Origin of the sequence: Rhodococcus sp. T7 (assembly GCF_009872365.1) — a bacterium.
In the GTDB taxonomy this organism is placed as follows: Bacteria; Actinomycetota; Actinomycetes; order Mycobacteriales; family Mycobacteriaceae; genus Rhodococcus_F.
The window spans coordinates 105205-127302 of the sequence record NZ_WXYH01000044.1; the positions used below are offsets into that span (position 1 = coordinate 105205).

9 protein-coding genes and 1 pseudogene are annotated in these 22098 nt (G+C 69.2%); 7 read left to right on the forward strand and 3 right to left on the reverse strand.

Annotated elements, in window-relative coordinates:
• The first annotated feature begins 16 nt into the window (after positions 1-16).
• From MLGJGCBP_RS06850 to MLGJGCBP_RS06860, 3 genes are read left to right on the forward strand one after another with little or no spacing between them, the layout of a single operon-like run.
• Complete coding sequence (locus tag MLGJGCBP_RS06850; protein WP_160094539.1) at positions 17-4432, forward strand: condensation domain-containing protein; 4416 nt, start codon at positions 17-19, stop codon at positions 4430-4432.
• Positions 4429-5271, forward strand: a complete 843-nt coding sequence (locus MLGJGCBP_RS06855; RefSeq protein WP_160094540.1) for a 3-hydroxyacyl-CoA dehydrogenase family protein — start codon at positions 4429-4431, stop codon at positions 5269-5271. The genes MLGJGCBP_RS06850 and MLGJGCBP_RS06855 overlap by 4 nt, the downstream gene beginning before the upstream one ends.
• Positions 5258-16735 (forward strand): non-ribosomal peptide synthetase, encoded by an 11478-nt coding sequence (locus MLGJGCBP_RS06860; protein ID WP_160094541.1) that lies wholly within the window; start codon positions 5258-5260, stop codon positions 16733-16735. The genes MLGJGCBP_RS06855 and MLGJGCBP_RS06860 overlap by 14 nt, the downstream gene beginning before the upstream one ends.
• On the opposite strand, the gene MLGJGCBP_RS06865 is transcribed toward MLGJGCBP_RS06860, so the two are convergent.
• Positions 16691-17650: an alpha/beta hydrolase gene (locus MLGJGCBP_RS06865; protein ID WP_160094542.1), complete on the reverse strand. Its 960-nt coding sequence runs from the start codon at positions 17648-17650 to the stop codon at positions 16691-16693. The two genes, MLGJGCBP_RS06860 and MLGJGCBP_RS06865, sit on opposite strands and share 45 nt — an antisense overlap.
• Before the next feature lie 92 nt (positions 17651-17742).
• On the opposite strand from MLGJGCBP_RS06865, the gene MLGJGCBP_RS06870 reads away from it, so the two are divergent.
• Both MLGJGCBP_RS06870 and fgd read left to right on the forward strand, forming a co-directional pair.
• A complete protein-coding gene (locus MLGJGCBP_RS06870; protein ID WP_073370691.1) occupies positions 17743-18084 on the forward strand; it encodes a YidH family protein in 342 nt (113 codons plus the stop codon).
• Between the two features lie 55 nt (positions 18085-18139).
• Positions 18140-19147 (forward strand): glucose-6-phosphate dehydrogenase (coenzyme-F420), encoded by a 1008-nt coding sequence (gene fgd, locus MLGJGCBP_RS06875; RefSeq protein WP_160094543.1) that lies wholly within the window; start codon positions 18140-18142, stop codon positions 19145-19147.
• 71 nt (positions 19148-19218) lie between these two features.
• Here the strand turns inward: fgd and MLGJGCBP_RS06880 are convergent, their stop codons facing one another.
• Positions 19219-20133, reverse strand: a complete 915-nt coding sequence (locus tag MLGJGCBP_RS06880) for an AurF N-oxygenase family protein (protein WP_160094544.1) — start codon at positions 20131-20133, stop codon at positions 19219-19221.
• A gap of 255 nt (positions 20134-20388) precedes the next feature.
• Between MLGJGCBP_RS06880 and MLGJGCBP_RS06885 the strand changes: the two genes are divergently transcribed.
• Positions 20389-20655 carry a hypothetical protein gene (locus MLGJGCBP_RS06885; protein ID WP_160094545.1) on the forward strand — a complete coding sequence of 89 codons (267 nt, stop codon included), beginning with the start codon at positions 20389-20391 and terminating at the stop codon, positions 20653-20655.
• 1 nt (position 20656) lies between these two features.
• Here MLGJGCBP_RS06885 and MLGJGCBP_RS06890 read toward each other — a convergent pair whose 3' ends face one another.
• Positions 20657-21280 (reverse strand): CatB-related O-acetyltransferase, encoded by a 624-nt coding sequence (locus MLGJGCBP_RS06890; protein WP_201452979.1) that lies wholly within the window; start codon positions 21278-21280, stop codon positions 20657-20659.
• Between the two features lie 187 nt (positions 21281-21467).
• Between MLGJGCBP_RS06890 and MLGJGCBP_RS06895 the strand changes: the two are divergent.
• Positions 21468-22098 (forward strand): annotated as a pseudogene (locus tag MLGJGCBP_RS06895) (HNH endonuclease); the annotation flags it as partial.

A 22098-nucleotide genomic window follows, 5' to 3' on the forward strand; every position in this document is an offset into this window, starting at 1 on the left:
CAGGGAGGAGGCAACCGTGACCGTGCGACATCCCACACCGGACGACGACATCGCCGTGGTCGGTATCGCCGCGCGCTACCCCGAGGCCGCGAACCTGGCGGAATTCCGCGCCAACCTCGCGGCGGGCCGGGATTCGGTGCGTCCACTGTCGCGGTCACGGGCCGAGGCGACCGGGCTGGGGCCGCCGTCCCACTACCACCCGATGGGCTTCGTCGAGGACATCTCCACATTCGACTACTCGTACTTCACCCTGTCGAAACGGGAAGCGTCGCTGATCGATCCGCAGCAGCGGCTCGCGCTGGTCCTCGCGTATCAGGCGGTCGAGGACGCCGGTTACTCGGTGACCGATTTCCGGGACAGCGCCACGGCGGTGGTCTTCAGCGCCGCCGCGTCGACGTATCCGGCGATGTGGGCGGAACCGGGGGTGCTGAGCACCCTGGGCAACGTTCCGTTCGCCGTCCCTGCCCGGATCGCATACCACCTCGGACTCACCGGACCGTGCTACGCCGTCGACTCGGGATGCAACGGATCGCTCATCGCGGTGCACCACGGCTGCCGGGAGCTGCGCTCGGGTGACGCCGATTTTGCCATCGCCGGCGGAGTGAGCCTGCGCGTGAACGGTATCCGCGAGGACATGGCGGAGGGGTCCGCGGAACTGATGTCACCCGGAGCGCGCTGCCGTGCCTTCGACGCGAACGCGGACGGCACCGCCGTCGGGGAGGGCGGGGCGGCGCTCCTCCTCACCACGATGGCGCGCGCCCGCGCCGACCGCCTCCCGATCCACGCCGTGATCCGCGGCACCGCAACGGTGTCCAGCGGCCATTCGTCCGCGACCATCAGCTCCCCGAGCGCCCGCGCACAGGTGGCCGTCATCTCCCGCGCCTGGCGGAACGCGGGCCTCACCCCGGACGACGCCGGCTACCTGGAGGCGCACGGTTCGGGAACCCCGCTGGGCGACGCCGTCGAACTCGAAGGGATCGCGGCCGCGTTCCGGGACCGGCCGGGCGTCCTGCCGATCGGGTCGGTGAAGACCAACATCGGGCACCTCGACCACGCCGCCGGGGTGTCCGGCCTCGTGAAGGCGATCATGGCAGTCGAGCACGGCGAGCTGTACCCGTCGCTGCACTTCGAACACCCCACCGGCGGAGTCGATCTGGCCGGCATCGGCATCGAGGTGGTCACCGGGGCCCGAACGTGGAGCGACGACACCGGGCCGCGGCGGGCGGGGGTGAGTTCGTTCAGCCTCGGCGGCATCAACGCACACTGCGTGGTGGAGCAACCGCCACAGCGTGCCGCCGCCGTCCGATCCCACACCGCCACCCCCCGACTGGTCGCAGTGTCGGCGAAGAGCGTGGGCGCGCTGGCCACGCTGTGCGCCGAACTGGCGACGGCCGTGCGTGCGTACGACCTCGACGACGTCGTGTTCACCCTCAACCGCGGCCGGCCGCACCACGACCACCGGGTGGCAGTGCAGGCACACAGCATTGCCGAATTCTCGCGGTCGCTCGCCGTGCGTGCCGCCGAACTCGGCGCCCGCGGCGAGAACTCCGCACCGGCCACCCGGCGGCGCCCGGCCGTGGCGTTGCTGCTGTCACCCGACCGGATGCCCGCCGCGCTGCGCGGCCGCGACCTGCCGCCGGAGCTGCCCGCCACCGGTGACGAGGCGGACCTCCTCGCCGGCCAGATCGCCGTCCACCGGGAACTCCGCGCCGCCGGAGTCACCGTCGACGCCGTCCTCAGCGGCGGAGTGTCCCGCTACGCCGCCCGGTATCTGCGGGACCCACTGTCGGTGGTGGACGCCGCCGACCTCGCCGCCGCGGCCGCGAACCCCGCGATCGACACGGACAGGCTCGTCGCCGTCGCGAAGGGAATTCTCGCGGACGGACCCGTCGTCTTCGTCGAGCCGAGCCCGGCGGGGCGCCTCGGCGCACTGCTCGCGGACGCGCTCGGAGACGCCGACATACTTCGCGCGCCGGACACGCCCGAGGCGGTCACGGACCTCCTCGCCGGGCTGTACGAGCGTGGCGTCGACCTCGACTGGGCGACCGTCGACGTCAGTGACGACTCCGCCTGGCGGGTGCGCCTGCCCGGTCACCCGTTACGCGGTTCGCGGTGCTGGTACGACCTTCCCGGCAGGCCCGACTGGACCGGAACACCGGAAGTCCCTTCGGCGGAACCGCACCCGCAGCCGGTGACAGCCCCGGAGGACAGCCTCGACTGGCTGCAGACGACACTGCGCGAACTACTCCACACCGAGCGGGACGTCGACGCCGAAGACGACTACTTCGACCTCGGCGGAAACTCGCTCATCGGCATGCAACTCGTCGACCGGGTGTCGGACCGCTACGGGGTCCGGCCCAAACTCATCGACCTCTACGAGCGGCCGAAAGTGGCGGACTTCGCCGCGCTCCTCGCGGACGGCACATCCGCGGCCGGCGGGCTGCCGCCGATCACACCGCGGGGGCGGCACGTGATGTCGTTCGGTCAGATACGCATGTGGTTCCACCACCAGCTCGACGCCGCCACCACCATCTACAACCTCCCGATGGTCAGCGACCTGCACGGTCCGATCGACGAATCCGCCGTCCGCGGAATGTGGGACGACCTCGCCGCCCGGCACCGCGTGCTGCTGTCCAATTACGTCGAGATCGACGGGGAGCCGGAACTGCGGATCCGCGACTCCCTCGGCGACTTCTTCCGCACCGCCGACGTGTCGGGGGAACCGGATCCGGTGGCCGCGGCCCGGGCACTCGTACACGAGGCCGCGGCGGCGCCGTTCGACCTGGCCACCGACCCGCTCGTGCGGGCACTGCTCATCAGGCTCGGCCCGGACGAGCACGTCCTGCAGGTCACCACCCACCACTCCGTCAACGACGGGGGTTCGCCGAGGATCTTCGAGCAGGAACTGCCCGCCCTGTACGCGGCCCGCCGCGCCGGTCGCTCCGCCGACCTCGCGCCGCTTCCCGTCCAGTACTGGGACTACGCCCTGTGGCAGCGGGAGTTGATCGCGAGCGCCGCGCTCGACGGCGAACTCGACTACTGGAAAACAGTTCTCGACGACGTTCCGCTGCTGCGGCTGCCCACCGATTTCCCGCGCCCGGAGCGGAAGAACTTCACCGGGGCGTTCCACACGTTCACCGTCTCCGAAGAACTGACCCGGAGCCTGCGGAACGTGGCGCGCCGAGAGTCCGTGTCGCTGTTCGTGGTACTGCTCTCCGCGTTCTACCTCCTCATGGCGAGCCGCAGCCACCAGCGCGACCTCGTGGTCGGGACACCGACGACCGGACGCAACCGGCCGGAACTGTCCGGCATGATCGGGTACTTCAACAGCACGGTCGCCCTGCGCGCCGACCTGTCCGGGGACCCGAGCGTCTCGGAACTGTGCGCACGGGTCCGGGACGTCGTGCTCGGCGCCCTCGAACACCAGGAGATCCCGTTCGACCGCGTCGTCACCGCCCTCACCGGCGACCGCGACCTCAGCCGGACACCACTGTTCGACGTTTGCCACGTCCACCAGGAACTGCCGGCGCTGCAGTCGCAGCACGGACTCACCGAGACACTGTTCGACCAGGAGGATCCCGCCGCCATCGCGTTCGGCGGGGTGCCGTCCGGCACGGCCAAATTCGACCTCACTCTCGTCACCACGGAACGGGGCGGCGAGGACGACATGGCCGCAGGACTCGAATTCAGCACGGAACTGTTCACCGAACAGACCGCCGCCGCGCTGTGCGACGAGTACGTCCGCATCCTGGAAGGCATTGTGGGATCACCGCGCACGCAGACGATTTCCGTCCTCCTCGCCGGCTCGTCACCCGCGCCGGTGTCCGTGCCGCCACCCGTGGCGCCACCACTGGTTCCGGCAGACCGGCCCCGGCAGCCCTCCGACGGCGCCGGGCCGCCGAACTATTCCGTGGCCCGGGTGACGACGACGCTCGACGGACACCCGGACCTCCCGGAACTGCTCGCCGCCTGGCTCACACTGCTCGCCTGGTACACCGCGCAGGACGAGGTGGCGGTGGCCGCGCCGCAGATCGTGGCCGTGGACCTGTCCGCAGAACCGACCTACCCGGAACTGGTCGAGACCGTGCGGCGGGAGCTGTCCTCGGACCGCCGCGTGGCCGACCCGGCGGCGCAGCACTTCCCGGTGCGCTGCGACGGGGAAGGCGAAGGCGGCGACGAGCCGGCGGACCCGTCACCCGTCGAACTCGGGCTGTCGTGGACCCGCGGTCCCTCGACGCTCACCCTCCGACTCGACTACGCCACCGACCTGTTCGACGCAAGCACCGCCGGGGCGATCCTCACCGACCTCCGCCGGCTACACGCGGGACTGGTGGCTCACCCCGACCTGCCCACCCAGGAGGTGGCGATGGAATACGTGCATCAGGACGACACCGGTTTCACCACCGGTTTCACCTCGGAGGCATCGCGATGAGGATCGGCGTGGTGGGGGCGGGCACCATGGGCGCCGGGGTGGCCGAAAGTGTGGCGCGGGCCGGCCACGACGTGACCGTCGTCGACCCCGACCAGCAGGCCGTCGAACGCGCCCGCTCCCGGATGCGCGACTCACTGCGGCTCGCGATACTCCTCGGCAGGACCGCCCGTCCGAAACCCGCCGAGGTCACCGCGCGGGTGCACTGGAGCGGGCAGATCACCGATCTGCGCGCCGCCGACGTCGTCATCGAATGCGTCCCCGAGCGAATCGAGCTCAAGGAGAAGGTCTTCGCCGAACTCGACCGGGTCTGCGCACCCGGCACCCTCCTCGCGTCGTGCACGTCGGGCATCCCCGTCGCCCGGCTCGCGGCGAGCACCACCAGGCCGGAACAGGTGGTCGGGCTGCACTTCATGAACCCCGCACCGCTCAAGGACACCGTCGAGGTGGTGCGGGGCCCGCGGACGTCGCAGCAGTCGCTGGACCGCGCGCTGGCACTGCTCACCTCGTTGGGCAAGACCGGCATCGTCGTCGGCGACGGACCCGGATTCCTGCTGAACCGGGTCCTCATGCTCTGCATCGCCGAGGCGGCGGCCGCCGTCGGCGACGGAATCGCCGACGCCGAGACCACCGATGCGTTGTTCGAGGGCTGCCTCGGCCACCCGATGGGACCGCTGCGGACCGCCGACCTCATCGGCCTGGACAACGTCCACGACACGATGACCGCGCTGCGCGAGTTGACCGGCGACGACCACTACCGCCCGCCCGCGACGCTCGTCGCCCTCGTCGAGGCCGGCCACCTGGGGCGCAAGACCGGACGGGGATTCCATGAGTACCGGTGAGGTGCTGCCCCTCACCTACGACCAGACCGCGGTACTCCGCGCCCACCAACCCGACAAAACATTCGGCCAGTACCTCGAACTCGAGGGACCGCTCGACGAAGACCGGTTCTTCCGCGCACTGCACCGGACGCTGTCCGAATGCCACGGCCTGCACAGCACTTTCGCACTCGACGGCCCCGAGCCCGGACAGGTCACCGGAACCGCGGTCACCGGTCCCGACGTCCTCGACGTCACCGCCCCCGGCCTGCACGCGGCGACATGGATCGACCGGGAACTGACCCGGCCGATGGACCCCGCCACCGGACCGCTGTACGTGCACGCCCTGTTCCGGCTGCCGGACGGCCGATACGGCTGGTTCCAGCGTTACCACCGCCTGGTCAACGACGAACCGGGCATGGCGGCGATCGTCCGCCGCACCGTCGAGGCCTACGAGTCGGGGGAGGCGGCCCCGACCGCGCCGCCCGAGAGCCAGCCGTTCGCGTCGCCCACCGTCCCGCTGACATCGGACGCCCGCTATCGCGAGAGCGACGCGTGGGCGGACGACCGCCGTTACTGGGAGCAATTGCTGGCCGGAGCGCCGCGACAGGAGATCCCACCCGGTCCGGTCTCCGAAGACGAGGACCAGCGCCACGTCACCATTCCCTCCGACGGCGCCCTCGCGCGGCTCGCGCGCCGCAGCGGCGGCGGCCCGGCAGCCGTCCTGCTCGCCGCGCTGGCGCTCTACGCACACAGCCACACCGGCATCGACGACGTGGTGGTCGGACACCGGGAGCACGGCTCCACCACACCCGTGCGACTCACCCTCACACCGCATCTCACGTTCGAGACCCTGACCCGGCACGTGGGCCTGCAGCTCCGCAGATCCCGCAGACACCGGTTCCTCGTCAGCGAAGACGTTGCGGCGGAACCGTGGTCGGTGACCGGCGGAATGCGCGAACCCCTCGGCGTCGAGCGAATCGGTGAGAGTGCCGTCGCCGTCGTGCAGCGGTGGCACTGCGACAGCGTGCGTGTGGACGTGGAGGACCGGGACGGCACCTGGGTGGTCGACGTGCACGGCTCGGCCGACGCCCAGGAATTCTCTCGAATCCTCACCGCCGCAGCCGCGGATCCGGGTGTTCGGTTGGGTGGGGTGGGTGTGTGGGGGTCGGGTGTGGGGTTGGTGCGGGGTGTGTCGGGTGTGGGGGTGAGGTTGTTGCCGGAGATTTTGGCGGGGGGTGTGGTTGCGGGTGGGGGTGGGGTGGCGGTGTCGTGTGGGGGTGTGGAGTTGTCGTATGGGGAGTTGGATGGGTGGTCGAATCGGTTGGCGCGGGTGTTGATTGGTTGTGGGGTGGGGCCGGAGGTGGTGGTGGGGGTGGTGGTGCCGCGGTCGGTGGAGTTGGTGGTGGCGGTGTGGGCGGTGGTGAAGGCGGGGGGTGTGTTCGTGCCGGTGGATGTGGGGTTGCCGGAGGTGCGGGTGCGGGAGGTGTTGGTGGATTCGGGTGCGGTGGTGGGGTTGTCGGTGTCGGGGGTGGTGGTGCCGGGGGTGGTGGAGTGGTTGCGGGTTGATGATGTGTCGGTGGTGGAGGGGGTGTCGGGTGAGTCGGTGTCGGAGGGGGAGCGGTTGGGTGGGTTGGGGGTGGGGAATGCGGCGTATGTGATGTATACGTCGGGGTCGACGGGGCGGCCGAAGGGGGTGGTGGTGTCGCATGGGGGGTTGGCGAATTTGGTGGAGGAGGTGCGGGTTCGGTTCGGGTTGTGGTCGGGGTGTCGGGTGTCGCATGTGGCGTCGCCGGGTTTTGATGCGGCGGTGTATGAGTGGTTGATGGCGTTTTCGGTGGGGGCGTGTTTGGTGGTGGCGCCGCCGGGGGTGTTCGGGGGTGCGGTGTTGGGGGAGTGGTTGGAGGTGGAGGGGGTGTCGCATTGTTTTGTGACGCCGTCGGTGTTGGGTTCGGTGGAGGGGTCGTTGGGGTCGGTGCGGGTGTTGGTGGTTGCGGGGGAGGTGTGTGGTCCGGAGTTGGTGGAGCGGTGGGGTGTGGGTCGGGAGTTGTTCGATGCGTATGGGCCGACTGAGGTGACGGTGCAGGCGACGGTGAGTGGGGCGTTGGTGCCGGGGGGTGTGGTGACGGTGGGTGGTCCCGGGGTGGGTGTTGAGGTGGTGGTGTTGGATTCGTGGTTGCGGCCGGTGCCGGTGGGGGTGGTGGGGGAGTTGTATGTGGGGGGTGTGGGGTTGGCGCGGGGGTATCGGGGGTTGGTGGGGTTGACGGCGGCGTCGTTTGTGGCGAGTCCGTTCGGGGTGGGGTCGCGGTTGTATCGGACGGGGGATTTGGTGCGGTGGGATGGGTTGGGGTCGTTGGTGTTTGTGGGGCGGGCTGATTTTCAGGTGAAGGTGCGGGGGCAGCGGGTGGAGTTGGGGGAGGTGGAGTCGGTGTTGGTGTCGTGTCCGGGGGTGGGTGCGGCTGTGGTGGTGGTGGGTTCGGGTGGTGGGTTGGTGGTGTATGTGGTGCCGGAGGTGGGGGCTCGGGTGGATTCGGCTGGGGTGGTGGAGTTTGCGGGGTCGGTGTTGCCGGGGTTCATGGTGCCGTCGGTGGTGGTGGTGTTGGGGGAGTTGCCGGTGACGGCGGCGGGGAAGGTGGATCGTGCCGCACTACCCGCACCGGACATCGCCTCGCGCGGGCCGGACCGCGCGCCACGGACCGCGGCGGAGGCAACACTGGCATCCGTGTTCGGCGAGGTCCTCGGCGTCGACAAGGTCGGATTCGACGAATCGTTCTTCGCGCTGGGCGGCGACAGCATCCTGTCCATCCGCCTCGTGTCACGTGCCAAGGCAAAAGGATTGGTGTTCACCCCGCAGCAGGTGTTCGAGCATCGGACGGTGGCCGCGCTCGCAGCGGAATCGGAGATCGCCGACCGTGAAACCGCGGTCGCCCTCGCCGAACTCGCGGGCGGCGGAATCGGCACCTTCCCGCCCACCCCGGTGGTCCGGTACCTGATCGAGCGCGGCGGACACTACGAGAGGTTCAGCCAGAGCGTGCTGCTCGACCTCCCGCGCACCGTCGACGCCGACCGCCTCCTCGCGACCGTCACCGCGGTAATTGCCCGTCACGACATGCTGCGGTCGCGGCTGTACCGGGACGGGAACGGGCAGTGGCAGATGGAGACTCGCGCCGCGACCGACCTCGACGCCGCGTCGCTGCTCCGGCGGGTCGCCTTCGACCCGGCCACCGATCCCGGCGTACTCGCAGACCTGATCGCGACCGAGCACCAGGCCGCCGTGGAGAGGCTCCGCCCGTCCGACGGGGTCGTCGTCCAGTTCGTGTGGCTCGACCCCGGGGCGGCAAGGGCGTCGGGGCGATTGCTCGTGGTGGCACACCACCTCGCGGTCGACGGGGTGTCGTGGCGGATTCTGCTGCCCGACTTCGTGGCCGCCTGGCAACAGGTGAGTGCCGGGAACGTACCGGCACTCCCGGAACCGGCGACGTCGATGCGCCGGTGGGCGCACGCGTTGGCGGAGGAAGCCGTCCGGAGTGAGCGGACCGCCGAACTGGGGTGGTGGCAGACCGTCGTCGAGGGACCCGACCCGCTGATCACCGACCGTCCGCTCGACCCGGGCCTGGACGTCGCGACCGCCCTGCAGGACGTGAGTGTCGAGACCTCACTCGACGACACGTCCGTGCTGCTCACTCGCCTACCGGACCTGTATCACGGGGGCGCCCTCGACGTTTTGCTGACGGCGCTGGTGGTGGCGTCGTCGAGGTGGCGAGCGGAGCGGGGGATCCCGGGAACGTCGATGCTGATCCGATTGGAAGGGCACGGCCGGGAGCAGCAGGTGGTGCCGGGCGCCGACCTCTCCCGCACCGTCGGCTGGTTCACGACGGTCTTCCCGGTCCGCGTCGAACTCCGCGGCATCGACCTCGACGACGCGTTCGCCGGCGGACCCGACCTGGGCAGCGCACTGAAGCGGGTGAAGGAACACCTGCGGGCGGTGCCGGACATGGGCATCGGCTACGGACTGCTCCGCTACCTGAACCCGGACTCCGCGGGCAGCCTGCCGGTCATCGAACCCGGGCAGATCAGTTTCAACTACCTCGGCCAGGTCCCGGATCCGTCGGTCGGCGGGGTTGCGGGAGGCTGGACCCCCGCCGACGGGTTCGGCGACCTCCGCTACGTCCCGGACCCTGACATGCCGGCGTCGGCCGCCGTCGAGATCAACGCGATCGTGATCGGCGGACGGCTCCGGGTCGGTTTCGGTTTCCCGGACACCCTGCTCGCCCGTGCCGAGGTGGAGCGGCTGGCGGCACGTTGGCGGGAGTCACTGTCCGCCTTGGTGTCCCACGCGCGCAGCGGGGTCGCCGGCGGACTCACACCGTCGGACGTTCCCCTGGTCGACGTCACCCAGGACGACCTCGACGCATGGGAGGAACGCTTCGGCGCGCTGACCGACGTGTGGCCGCCCACCCCGCTGCAGGCCGGGTTGCTGTTCCACGCCCTGCTCGCGAAACCGTCGATCGACGCCTACACGGTGCAGGTGGAACTGCGTCTGAAGGGCGCCGTCGACCCGGACCGGATGCGCCGGGCCGCGGCGGCACTCCTGGAGCGGCACCCGAATCTGCGGGTGGCATTCGTGCCCGCGTGGGACGGCACGTTCGTGCAGGTGGTGCCCGCGACCGTCGACGTGCCGTTCCGCGAACTCGACCTCACCGGCCTGCCGGAGGCCGCGCGGACCACCGAACTGGAGCGCATCCTCGCCGCCGACCGGGCCGCGCCGTTCGACACGTCCCGGCCCCCCCTGGTGCGGTTTCTGCTCGTGTCGACCGGCGGCCGGGAATCGCGGCTCGTGTGGACCAACCACCACACGCTCCTCGACGGATGGTCGATGCCACTCGCGATCCGCGAACTGCTCGCGCTCTACGTGGCCGGGGACGCCGACGTGTCGGCGCTGCCGCGGCCCCGGCCCTATCGGGACTTCCTGTCGTGGCTGCACCGCCGGGACCCGGCCGAATCGCGGGAGGCCTGGGCGACCGCACTCGCCGGCATCGACGGTCCGACACTGCTCCTGCCCGACGCACGGGGGCGGCAACTGTCGGCTCCACCCGAGAGTGCCCAATTCGCCGTCTCCGAGGAACTGACCGCCGAACTCACGACCCTTGCGCGGACCCGCAACACGACCCTGAACACGATCACGCAGGTGGCGTGGGCCATCGTGCTGGGCGCCGCGACGTCCCGCGACGACGTGACGTTCGGGAGCACCGTGTCCGGGCGGTCACCGCACCTGCCCGGTGTGGAGTCGATGATCGGGCTGTTCGTCAACACCGTGCCCACCCGCATCACCCTCGACCCCCGGGAAACGCTGGGCGGCCTGCTCGACCGGACACAAGCGGAACAGGCAGCCCTCCTCGACCACCATCATCTCGGCCTCGCCGACATCCAGCGCGCGGTCGGCACCGACATCGGGTTCGACACCGCGACCGTCTTCGAGTCGTACCCGATCGACCGCGGCGGACTGACCGAGGACACCGACCTCGCCGGAATCCGAGTGGTCGACGTGCGCGGCGTCGACGCGACGCACTACCCGCTGAGCGTCGCGTTCTCGGCGGACACACAGTTGCGCATGACATTTCACTACCGACCCGACCTGATCGACCGGGCCACCGTCGACTCGACCGCGGGACAGGTCACCCGGGTGCTCGAGGCGATGGCCGCGGATCCGGGTGTTCGGTTGGGTGGGGTGGGTGTGTGGGGGTCGGGTGTGGGGTTGGTGCGGGGTGTGTCGGGTGTGGGGGTGCGGTTGTTGCCGGAGATTTTGGCGGGGGGTGTGGTTGCGGGTGGGGGTGGGGTGGCGGTGTCGTGTGGGGGTGTGGAGTTGTCGTATGGGGAGTTGGATGGGTGGTCGAATCGGTTGGCGCGGGTGTTGATTGGTTGTGGGGTGGGGCCGGAGGTGGTGGTGGGGGTGGTGGTGCCGCGGTCGGTGGAGTTGGTGGTGGCGGTGTGGGCGGTGGTGAAGGCGGGGGGTGTGTTCGTGCCGGTGGATGTGGGGTTGCCGGAGGTGCGGGTGCGGGAGGTGTTGGTGGATTCGGGTGCGGTGGTGGGGTTGTCGGTGTCGGGGGTGGTGGTGCCGGGGGTGGTGGAGTGGTTGCGGGTTGATGATGTGTCGGTGGTGGAGGGGGTGTCGGGTGAGTCGGTGTCGGAGGGGGAGCGGTTGGGTGGGTTGGGGGTGGGGAATGCGGCGTATGTGATGTATACGTCGGGGTCGACGGGGCGGCCGAAGGGGGTGGTGGTGTCGCATGGGGGGTTGGCGAATTTGGTGGAGGAGGTGCGGGTTCGGTTCGGGTTGTGGTCGGGGTGTCGGGTGTCGCATGTGGCGTCGCCGGGTTTTGATGCGGCGGTGTATGAGTGGTTGATGGCGTTTTCGGTGGGGGCGTGTTTGGTGGTGGCGCCGCCGGGGGTGTTCGGGGGTGCGGTGTTGGGGGAGTGGTTGGAGGTGGAGGGGGTGTCGCATTGTTTTGTGACGCCGTCGGTGTTGGGTTCGGTGGAGGGGTCGTTGGGGTCGGTGCGGGTGTTGGTGGTTGCGGGGGAGGTGTGTGGTCCGGAGTTGGTGGAGCGGTGGGGTGTGGGTCGGGAGTTGTTCGATGCGTATGGGCCGACTGAGGTGACGGTGCAGGCGACGGTGAGTGGGGCGTTGGTGCCGGGGGGTGTGGTGACGGTGGGTGGTCCCGGGGTGGGTGTTGAGGTGGTGGTGTTGGATTCGTGGTTGCGGCCGGTGCCGGTGGGGGTGGTGGGGGAGTTGTATGTGGGGGGTGTGGGGTTGGCGCGGGGGTATCGGGGGTTGGTGGGGTTGACGGCGGCGTCGTTTGTGGCGAGTCCGTTCGGGGTGGGGTCGCGGTTGTATCGGACGGGGGATTTGGTGCGGTGGGATGGGTTGGGGTCGTTGGTGTTTGTGGGGCGGGCTGATTTTCAGGTGAAGGTGCGGGGGCAGCGGGTGGAGTTGGGGGAGGTGGAGTCGGTGTTGGTGTCGTGTCCGGGGGTGGGTGCGGCTGTGGTGGTGGTGGGTTCGGGTGGTGGGTTGGTGGGGTATGTGGTGCCGGAGGTGGGGGCTCGGGTGGATTCGGCTGGGGTGGTGGAGTTTGCGGGGTCGGTGTTGCCGGGGTTCATGGTGCCGTCGGTGGTGGTGGTGTTGGGGGAGTTGCCGGTGACGGCGGCGGGGAAGGTGGATCGTGCCGCACTACCCGCACCCGAGGCTCCGGTCCGGATATTCCGGGCGCCGGCCACCCCGTTCGAGGCCGTCGTCGCCGACGTGTTCGGCGAGGTCCTCGGTGTCGACCGCGTCGGGGCCGACGACCACTTCTTCCGTCTGGGTGGAGACTCGCTGTCCGCCACCCGTGTGGTCGCCCGCGTCGACGCGGCTCTCGGCATCGACGTCGGCGTGCACGCCCTGTTCGAGGCCCCGACCGTGGCGGAGTTCGCGGAACGCGCGGCGAAGGCCGGTGCGCCGACACACCGGCCGGAACTGCGGGCAGCGCCGCGACCAGAACGAATTCCCCTGTCCCTGGCCCAGACCCGTATGTGGTTCCTCAACCAGTTCGACACCTCCTCGCCCGCCTACAACATCGCCATGGCGTTCCGGCTCACCGGCGCACTCGACCTCGACGCCCTCCGGACAGCCGTGTCCGACGTCGTGCACCGCCACGAGACGCTGCGCACCCGATTCCCGATGGCCGGCGAAGAACCGGTGCAGCTGATCCTGCCCGCCGCCGACGCAGTTCCGGACCTGCCTGTCACCACGGTGTCGAGCGAGGCCGAGTTGCGGGAACTGCTGTCGGCGGCCGTCGCGCAGGGATTCGACGTCACCGAACAGATTCCGTTGCGGGCAGCCGTGTTCGAGACCTCCGGAACCGACCGGACGCTGCTGGTGGTGGTCCACCACATCGTCGCGGACGGAGTGTCGATGGTCCCGCTCGCGCGCGACATGACGACGGCCTACACCGCCCGTGCGGCCGGGCACGCCCCCGACTGGCCACCGACCACGGTCCAGTACGCCGATTTCACGCTCTGGCAGCGCCGCCTCCTCGGCTCGGAGGACGATCCGCAGTCGCTGGTGTCGCAGCAACTGGACTACTGGCGCAGCACACTCGCCGGGCTCCCCGCCGCGCTGGACCTGCCCGCCGACCGCCCGCGGTCGCTGCAACGCACACCGGACGGGAGCAGGGTCGGATTCGAGATCGACGCCGACCTGCATCGCCGGCTCCTGGCGACGGCGTCTACCCACCAGTCGACCGTGTTCATGGTCGCCCACGCCGCCCTGGCCGCGTTCCTCGCGAGAATGTCCGGCACCGGCGACATCGCCGTCGGCACCCCCGTCGCCGGGCGCGGCGAGGCCGCACTCGACGACGTCGTAGGCATGTTCGTCAACACCGTCGTCCTGCGGACCATCGTTTCCGACGCGGACCGGTTCTCCGACCTGCTCGACCAGGTACGCGACGTCGACCTCGCTGCATACGCGCACGCGGAGGTGCCGTTCGAGAAGGTCGTGGAAGCACTCGACCCGCCCCGCTCCACCGCGCACTCACCGCTGTTCCAGGTGCTGCTCGAGTTCCAGAACATCGAGCGCCCCGACCTCTCGCTGCCGGGCGTCGAGGTGCACGGCATCGACCTCGGTGCCACGATCGCCCGGTTCGACCTGCAGCTGACGCTGGCCGAGGAATACACGGACGACGGCACGCCGGCCGGGATCACCGCCGGTTTCGCCTACGCCACCGACCTTTTCGAAGCCGAGACCGTCGCAGGCCTGGCCGACCGGTTCGTCCGGATGCTCGACACCGCCGTCACCGACCCGTCGATCCGGGTCGGCGACCTCGAGATCCTCGACGCCCTCGAACGGGACGAACTCGTACCGATGCGCGGCTTCCCCGCGGTCGCGGAACGCCTGCTCCCCGACGTCCTCACCGCCGGTGCTGCGCTCGCACCGGGCGCGACCGCGGTGTCGTGCGAAGGCGTCACGCTGTCGTACCGGGAACTCGACGAGCAGTCGAACCGGCTGGCCAGGGCACTGATCGACCGCGGTGCCGGTCCGGACGCCTTCGTCGCGATCGGGGTGCCCCGGTCGATCGACTGGGTGCTGTCGGTGTGGGCGGTCGCGAAATCGGGGGCGGCGTACGTGCCGGTCGACCCCGCCCTGCCGCCCGCACGCACCCGCGGCATGCTCGACGATTCGGGCGCGATGCTCGGACTGACGGTGACCGCGCACCGCGACCGGTTGCCGGGGGTGGTGCCGTGGCTTCTGCTCGACGATCCCGGCGTCGTGAACGGATACTCCGGCGACCCCGTGACCGACGCCGACCGTCTGCGCCCGCTGAGAGTCGACCACGCCGCGTTCCTGCTCTACACGTCGGGATCGACGGGAACACCGAAGGGTGTCGTGCTCACCCACGGCGGCATCGCGAATCTTGCTGTCGAGGAACGGGAACGGTTCGCGTCCATGCACGGGGCGCGCGTGTCGCACCTGGCGTCGCCGAGCTTCGACGCGTCCCTGTTCGAACTGCTGATGGCGTTCGCCGTCGGCGCGACACTGGTGGTCGTTCCGCCGACGGTGCTCGGGGGACGGGAACTGGCCGAACTGCTCGCGAGCGAACGCGTCTCACACGCGTTCTTCACCCCCACCATCCTCGACACCCTCCGCCCCGAGGACCTGCCGTCCCTGCGGATTCTCGCCGTCGCGGGCGAACGCTTCCCACCCGAGATCGCCGACCGCTGGACCCCGGGACGTTTCGTCTTCAACGGATACGGACCCACCGAGGCGACGGTGCAGACCACGATCAGCGAGGTCCTGTCGCCCGAAGAATCGGTCAATGTCGGCGGTCCGGGGCGGGGGGTCGACGTCATCGTGGTCAACACCTGGTTGCAGCCCGTCCCGGTGGGGGTGATCGGGGAACTGTACGTCGCGGGACCGGGGCTGGCACGCGGCTACCACCGGCGTCCGGCACTGACGGGTGCGTCCTTCGTCGCGAACCCGTTCGGCGAACCCGGCTCCCGCATGTACCGCACCGGCGACCTCGTGCGATGGACCGAGATCGGACGGCTGGAGTATGTGGGACGCAACGACTTCCAGGTGAAGATCCGCGGACAGCGGGTGGAGCTCGGCGAGATCGAATCGGTGCTGTCCCGCTGCGACGGCGTCGGACGGGCGGCGGTCACCGTGCACAGCGGCACCGGCGACCGGCTCGTGGGATACGTGACGGCGGAGGACGGTGCGAGCATCGACACCGCCGAGATACTCCGGTACGCCGGGTCGCACCTCGCGCCGTACATGGTGCCCGCCCAGCTGGTGGTCCTGGACCGGTTGCCCGTCGGCCGCACCGGCAAGCTGGACCGCCGGGCGCTGCCCGCCCCGGTGCTCGCGCCCCGGGAGTTCCGGGCACCCGCCACCCCGGTGGAGGAGGCCGTCGCGGAGGTCTTCGCCGACGTCCTCGGCATCGACCGGGTCGGGGCCGACGACGACTTCTTCGAACTCGGCGGCAACTCGCTCGTCGCGACCCGGGTGGCGTCCGCGCTCCGGGACCGGCTCGGCACCGACGTCGTCCTGCAGTGGATCTTCCGCAACCCGACCCCGGAGGGCCTCGCCCGGCGCATCGTCGACCCGTCGGTTCTCGGAAGCATGCCGGCGGACGACGTGCTGAACGTCGTCGTGCCGCTCCGCGCGTCCGGGTCCCAACCCGCGCTCTTCTGCGTGCACCCCGCGGGCGGACTCGCGCTGGGCTACGCCGGACTGATCGGGCACCTGTCGCCCGACCGTCCGGTGTACGGGCTGCAACTGCCGATCCTCAGCGGTGGAACGACGTTCGAGTCGATGGAACAACTCGCCCACCGGTACGTGGTCGAGCTGCGTGCCGTCCAGCCCCGGGGGCCGTACCACCTGCTCGGCTGGTCACTCGGCGGTGTCATCGCGCAGGCGATTGCCGTGGAACTCCGCGAGTCGGGCGCCGAGGTCGGCACCCTCGCGATGATGGACAGCTACGTCGCGGAGGGCGACGACTTCGGTGACCTCGAGGTGAACGCCGAGGAGTGGCTGCGCGGGCTGGGCGTCGAATTCGAGGGCGACGACGACGCCGGCACGTCGTACCGCGAGCAACTGCTCGAGATGCTCGGACGATCCTTCGGCCGGGACCCCGGGTTCGCGTCGACCCTCCTCGGTCGCATCAGCACCGGGCTGGAGAACTCGAAGCAGATCTCCATCGGACACCGCCCGCGCGTGTTCGACGGCGACCTGCTGTTCTTCAGCGCCGCGCAATCCGCCGAAGGGGAGGAAGGCGAACGGCCGTCGCCCGGCGTCTGGCAGCCCGCGATCACCGGCGTGATCGTCGAGAACAAGGTGGACTGCGACCACCTGCGGATGACCACACCGCAAGCCCTCGCGGTGATCGGACCGATCCTGGAGAACTCCCTGGGGTCACGCCCCGATCGCGCTGCCGATGACGGGCCAGGACTCCCGTAACTCCGTCTCGAACAGCCCCCACGAATGAGTGCCCTGCGCGAGATACGCAAACGTGGCCGGAATCCCCAGCGAGTGCAACCGCGACTGGAACGTGGCCGCACACACGTTGGTCACCATCTCGACGACGCTGCCGCCGATCGTCTGCGGCACCACCAGCACCGGGTCGTGGTTGTCGATGCCGCCCGGAAGTCCGTTGCCGCTCGAGACGAACAACTCTGTGCCGCGCAGACGTTCGGCGTTCACCATCGGATCGTGCACCTGCCACTGCGGGTCCACCGCAGGACCCCACATGTTGGTCGCGTTGCCCCCGCCCCGCAATTCCACCATCGACCGCACCATCGCCTGGCCGAGCAGTCCGCTCGTCGCGGCGCAACCGCTGTACGAGCCGACGGCCCGGTAGAACCCCGGAGCCTGGATCGCGAGGTCGAGCACCGCGCTGCCCGCCATCGACACCCCGCCGATGGCGTTCGCCCCGGTGGTCGCGAACCTGCCGTCGATGGCGGCGGGAAGTTCGCTCGTCAGGTACGTCTGCCATTTGTTCCTGCCGAGGACTGGGTCGTCGGAATCCCAGTCGGTGTACATGCTGTACTGCCCGCCGATCGGCATTACCACGTTGACGTGCTTGTCGGCGAAGAAGTCCCGCACACCGGTGTTGTTGAACCACGAGATCCCGTCCGAGCCGCCGCCGATGCCGGTGAGGAGGTAGAACGTGGGCGCCGGACCTCCCGACGCGGGAGAGATCACGTCGTTGGCCACCCACCGGCCCATCGACTCCGAATAGACGTCCACCCTGGTGATGCGCGGCTCGGCCGAAGCAGGCGACGGTCCGAGCGCCGCCCACGCCGAGAAGAACAGCAGCATCACAGCCAGCACACGCAGAGAGATCGCGGATCGCAGAGCTTCGAACGGTCGCATGGACGCCCCCTGGCTGTGGCCTGCCCTTCCAATCTAGGACTGCGGGGTACCTGCTTGGTGCGGTTCCAGTGAACCGGTGTAAAGATGATTCGGTGACCGACAACGACCGGCCCGACGAACGTTTCACGCTTGCAAGCGAGCGGACGTTCCTCGCCTGGATGCGGAGTTCACTCGCACTTCTGGCCGGTGGCATCGCGATGATCCACCTGGTCCCCGAATTCAGCACCGGGTGGGTGCGGACGACCCTCGGACTGATCCTGATCGGACTCGCCGCCGCCGCGGCACTCGTCGGCATGCGGCGGTGGTCGCAGGTCGAGAAGGCCTTGCGCGACGGCGCACCGATGCCGCCGCCCCACGAGTTGTGGTTGTTCGCGGTGACACTGACGGTGGTGGCACTGGGAGCGGCGGTCGCCAGCCTGGTGGCCGCGCTCTAACCTGCAGAAGAGGTTTGCATCTCGCGAACCGGACGTGAAGACGAAGGAGTACACGGTGGCCCACGAACTCAAGCTCGGTTACAAGGCGTCCGCGGAGCAGTTCGGTCCGCGGGAGTTGGTGGAGCTGGGTGTCCTGGCGGAGCAGCACGGCATGGATTCGGCGACGGTGTCGGATCACTTCCAGCCGTGGCGGCACGAGGGCGGTCATGCGCCGTTCTCGCTGGCGTGGATGACGGCGGTCGGGGAGCGGACGGAGCGGTTGCAGCTGGGGACGTCGGTGATGACGCCGACGTTCCGGTACAACCCGGCGGTGGTGGCGCAGGCGTTCGCGACGATGGGGTGTCTGTATCCGGGGCGGATCATGCTCGGTGTCGGTACCGGTGAGGCACTCAACGAGATCGCGACCGGTTTTGCGGGGGAGTGGCCGGAGTTCAAGGAGCGGTTCGCGCGGCTGCGGGAGGCGGTCCGGTTGATGCGGGAACTCTGGCTGGGTGACCGCGTCGATTTCGAGGGCGAGTATTTCTCCACGAAGGGGGCGTCGATCTACGACGTGCCCGAGGGTGGGATCCCGGTGTACATCGCGGCGGGTGGCCCGGTGGTGGCCCGGTACGCCGGGCGTAGCGGCGACGGGTTCATCTGCACGTCCGGCAAGGGGATGGAGCTGTACACCGAGAAGTTGATGCCTGCGGTCGCGGAGGGTGCGGCCAAGGCGGAGCGGGATGTCGCGGAGATCGACAAGATGATCGAGATCAAGATTTCGTACGACACGGATCCGGAGTTGGCGCTGGAAAACACGCGGTTCTGGGCGCCGTTGTCGTTGACGCCGGAGCAGAAGCATTCGATCGACGATCCGATCGAGATGGAGAAGGCGGCGGACGCGTTGCCGATCGAGCAGGTCGCGAAGCGGTGGATCGTGGCGTCGGATCCGGACGAGGCGGTGGCGCAGATTCGCCCGTACCTCGACGCCGGGCTCAATCACCTCGTCTTCCACGCGCCCGGGCACGATCAGAAGCGGTTCCTCGAACTCTTCGAGCGCGACCTCGCGCCCCGGCTGCGGGGGTAGGCGGCTCCGCCGCCCGTGCGCCTTTTTGGTAGCTGGAACAACCAGAAAGGCGCACGAGCGCGAAGCGTCCGTCAGAGCATGTTCACGCGCTTGTAGAGCTGCCGGGAAGGACCGCCCAGCAGATCGGCCTCGTCCAGGAACCGCATGAGCGGCTGCGAACTCTCCCGGATCTTCTCGGCCCGGAACCGGTTGTTCTTCGCCTCGCGCACCGCGCGTTCGGTGTCGAGGCCGGCGGCCGCGTAGACGGCCGGGTTGATCATGCTGGAAACGATCAGGTTCGACGCGATCGCGATGCAGGCGCGGCTCGCGGCGCGGTGCACCCTGCCCATGCCCTCGGCCCGGCGCAGGGTCTCCTCCCGGGCGAAGCGCATGTGCCGGGCCTCCTCGACCACATGAATCTTGCTGGTGACGCGGACGATCGGCTGGACGCGTGTGTCCTTCATCCAGTCGCGCTGCATGACGTCGAGGATCTCCTCGGCGACGAGAATGCCGGCGTACGCGACCTCACCCGACGCGAGCGCCTTGAATCCGCGACCCAGCGTGACCACCGACTTGCGCGGAACGTACGAGGGGCACCCGAACTTCTCGGCGGTGCGGGCGAACATCACCGAGTGCCTGCATTCGTCGGCCACCTCCGTCAGCGCAAACTGGAAGTGCGCCTGCGACGCGTCCTTGGCGTACATGTCCCGGATGACCATCTGCTGGAGAATCATCTCGAACCAGATTCCGGTGCCCATGATCGACGACACCTCGTGCTTCGTCAGCGTGATCTGCTGCTCGAACGTCATCTCGTCCCACATCGGCGTGCCGTACAGCGAGGACCACTCGGGAGTGAGGCCGTACAGGTCGCCGGGGACCGGCGCATCCCAGTCCACCTCGACGGTCGGGTCGTACGACATGCGTGCGGAGGAATGGAGAAGCCGGGCGCCTGTGTCCTGGCGATCCGTGATCTTCGGATTGCCGAGAGCGAGCGTCGAGCGTGCCATGAATGTCCTCCATGTCAGTGTGACCAGTAGTTACATCTAATCGTGGACTGGAATGCCCTTTACGTCAATAGGGTCGATGTACAAATGATGGACAGAACTGGCGCGGTTTCCCGGGCGTCAAGCCCTCGGTGATGATCCCCACAACTCCGACTGGGGACTTGCTCAAAATTTGCCGATCGTCTGTAGTGAGTTCTCGGCAGCGGGCCCGGATGATCCCTTGCCCTGGCATCACCCGGCAGAAAGCGGAATGAACCCATGTCTGATCAGAAGAGTGCCGCGCAGCCCCACAGTGCCGATGTCGCCGTCGGTGCTCGCGTTCGGGTCCGCCGCGATGCCGATGCTCCCGCGCCGGGCGTCGTGATCGAGGATTTCGCGGACCTGTCCCAGTCGGAGGGTCTCCTCGGACGCGATTGGGCGCCCGTGCACCGCTGGGCCGTCGCTCTCGACGACGGGCGCCTCGTCTTCGCCGACGACGGCGAACTCGACCTCGACACCGAGTCGCCCAAAGCGGCGTGCAGCTGATTCAGCCGAGTCCGTCGGCAATCTCCTGAAGTTGCTCGACAGTGCCTGCGGTGATCGTGCGCACATGCTCGGTGACGACGGAGATCGGCCAGTCCCACCACGCGATCCGCACCAGCGCGGCGATGTCGGACTCCGAATAGCGGTCCTTGATGTGGACGGCCGGGTTTCCGCCCACCACGGCGTAGTCCGGCACCGACCGCGTCACCACCGAACCGGTCGACACGATCGCGCCGTGTCCAATACGCACGCCGGGCATGATCGTCGCGTTGCCCCCGATCCACACGTCGTTGCCGACGACCGTGTCGCCGCGCGACGGTAGGTCTGCGAGCAGATCGGCATGCTCGGCCCACGCGCCTCCCATGATCGGGAAGGGGAAGGTCGAGACGCCACTCATCCGATGGTTCGCGCCGTTCATGATGAACGTCGTCCCCGTCGCGAACGCGCAGAACTTCCCGATGATCAACCGATCCGGGCCGTAGTGGTGCAGGACATTTCGCGTCTCGAACTCGTCCGCGAACTCGGGATCGTCGTAATAGCTGTACTCCCCGACCTCGATCAGCGGATTGTCGATCAGGGGTTTGAGCAGGACTACCCGGGGCTGACCCGAAATGGGGTGCAGTGTCATCGGATCCGGTGCGGCACTCGTGGGCAACTACTTCTCCATTCCTCGGCGCAGGCGTGCGCGACCTCCTGTATAGCTCCGTACGGCGCTGCGCCGCACGTGCTTTACGTCGGATTCGGCTATTGCCATGGTGTAGCGGCGGTTGCTAGAGTCGAACAAAGTTTCGAACAACCTCGGGGGAGGGCTGGTCGTGGGGGAAATGAAGGCACCGGATCTGGAGGAGTTGCGGGCGTTCACGGCGCGGTTGCGGTGCGTCGAGGCGTGTGGCGATGCCGGGTTGGGGATCGAGTGGCTCGACGCGGTCGAATCCTTGAAGTCGGTGGGGTGTGCGGTGCAGGCGGTGGTCACCGATGACGTCGCCGCCTGCATGCGGGAGGATCGCAGGGCCCGGGGGTTGCCGAGGGCGGAGTGGGATCGCGGCATCGCCTCACAGATCGCGTTGGCGCGCAGGGAATCCCGAACCGTGGGGGCCGGCATCTGGGGTTCGCGCAGGCGGTGGTGCACGAGATGCCGCACACGTTGGCGTTGTTGCGGTCGGGGCGGTTGAACGAATGGCGTGCCACGCTTCTGGTGCGGGAGACGGCGTGTTTGTCGGCTCAGGATCGCGCGGTGGCGGATCGGCGGTTGTGTTCGGACCCGGACGTTCTCGACGGGGTTGGGGACCGCGGGTTGGTCGCGAAGGCGAAGGCGTTGGCGGTGGAGCTCGATGCTGCCGCGGTGGTGGCCCGGTACCGCAAGGCCGTCTCCGAGCGTCGGGTGACGACGCGGCCGGCGCCGGATTCGATGGCGTATCTGAGTGTGCTGCTGCCGATGGAGCAGGC